This window comes from Agromyces binzhouensis, assembly GCF_004135055.1.
GTDB lineage: Bacteria > Actinomycetota > Actinomycetes > Actinomycetales > Microbacteriaceae > Agromyces > Agromyces binzhouensis.
In genome coordinates, this window is record NZ_SDPL01000504.1 from 1 (window position 1) to 1896 (window position 1896).

The 1896-nt window shown below is 74.9% G+C and carries 2 protein-coding genes; both read right to left on the reverse strand.

Features of this window, described 5'->3' with window-relative positions:
- Positions 1–1072: DEAD/DEAH box helicase (locus ESO86_RS16145; protein ID WP_129235864.1), on the reverse strand; the 1072-nt coding region annotated here is incomplete at its 3' end.
- Between the two features lie 49 nt (positions 1073–1121).
- Positions 1122–1896: pyridoxal phosphate-dependent decarboxylase family protein (locus ESO86_RS16150; RefSeq protein ID WP_129235865.1), on the reverse strand; the 775-nt coding region annotated here is incomplete at its 5' end.

Here is a 1896-nt window from a genome sequence, read left to right on the forward strand (position 1 = left end):
CCGCCGGCGGGGCGGTGCGCGCGGCGACGGATGCCTCGAGCTGGGACTCGACGGCGGCGCCCACGACCGCGACCTCCCCTGCCCCCACGTCGGTGCGACCCTCGGCGCCGACCCCGGTGACGGCATCGGCATCGGCGCCCTCGTCGGGCGCCGTCCGCTCGACCCACAGTTCGTTGAGCCGGGCGGTCAGCCGCTCGGCGAGCCGCCGGGAGTTCGCGAACACGATGGTCGAGCGATGCGCCAGCACCTCGTCGAGGATGGCCTCCTCGACGTGCGGCCACACCGATCCGCCGGCCTCGCCGGAGAGGTCGCCGAGGTCGTCGACCGGCACCGTCACCCGGAGGTCGAACCGCTTGCCGGACGGCGGCGCGACGATCGAGACCGGCCGGGTGCCGGCGAGGAACCGGGCGACCTCCTCGTGGGGGCGGACGGTCGCCGACAGGCCGACGCGCTGGACGGGACGCGGGACCAGTTCGTCGAGCCGTTCGAGCGAGAGCGCGAGGTGCGCGCCCCGCTTGGTACCCGCGAGCGCGTGGATCTCGTCGACGATGACCGTCTCGACGCCCGCGAGCGTCTCGCGCGCCTGCGAGGTGAGCATCAGGAAGAGCGACTCGGGCGTGGTGATGAGGATGTCGGGCGGCCGCTTCACGAGCGCACGCCGGTCGGTCGGCGACGTGTCGCCCGAGCGGACGCCGACCGTGACCTCGGGCACGTCGACGCCGAGCGCCGCGGCCGTGCGGGCGATGCCGACGAGCGGGGCCCGGAGGTTCCGCTCGACGTCGACGCCGAGCGCCTTGAGCGGCGAGAGGTAGAGCACGCGCGTCGCGCGCGGCGCCGCCTCGGGCACCTCGCCCGTCGCCGCGTCGACGGTGGGACCGTCGTGGTGCAGCCGGTCGATCGCGGACAGGAACGCCGCGAGCGTCTTGCCCGAGCCGGTGGGCGCGACGACGAGCGCGTGCTCGCCCCCGGCGATCGCGCGCCACGCCGCCTCCTGCACGGGCGTCGGCTCGTGGAAGGACTCGGTGAACCAGGCCCGCGTCGCGGGCGCGAAGGAGTCGAGCGCCCCGGTCATCCCTCCATTCAAGCGGATGCCACCGACAGCGTCGCCGACGCGGACGCCGTCACCGTCCCGCCGCCCGCAGTTCGCCCAGCACGCGCCCGACCGCCGCGACCGTGCGTCGCGCCTGCGTGGCATCCGTGCCCCAATTGCTCACGGAGAATCGCACGACCGCACGGTCGTGCCAGCGGGAGGTCATCGCGAGCACCTCGCCGTCGTCCCAGAGCGCGGTGCTCAGCGCCTCGGTGGTCGCGTCGTCCTCGAGCGCGATGCAGACCTGGGTGAAGACCACGTCGTTCAGCACCTCGACGCCGGGCAGTTCGGCCAACCCGTCCGCGATGATCCCGGCCGACCCGGCGAGCCGGTCGATGAGCTCCGCAACCCCGTCCCGGCCGAGGTGCCGCAGCACCGCCCAGGTCGGGATGCCCCGCGCCCGACGCGACAGCTCGGCCACCTTCTCGTGCGGATCGGCGCCGACATCCGTCGCCTGGAGGTAGCTCGCGTGCATGCTGAGCGCGCGGCGCATCGCCGCGGAGTCGCGCACCATCGCGATGCCGCAGTCGTAGGGCACGCTCAGCGTCTTGTGCGCGTCGGTCGACCACGAGTCGGCGTCCGCGACCCCGGACGTGAGATGCCTGAGGCGCGGGGATGCCGCGGCCCACAGCCCGAACGCGCCGTCGACGTGCACCCACGCGCCCGCCTCGTGCGCGACCCGGCACGCCTCGGCGAACGGGTCGAAGGCGCCGGAGTGGATGTTCCCCGCCTGCAGCGCCACGATGGCCGGGCCCTCGCCGCGCTCGAGCTCCGCGGCGAGGGCGTCGGGCCGGATGCGGCCCTGG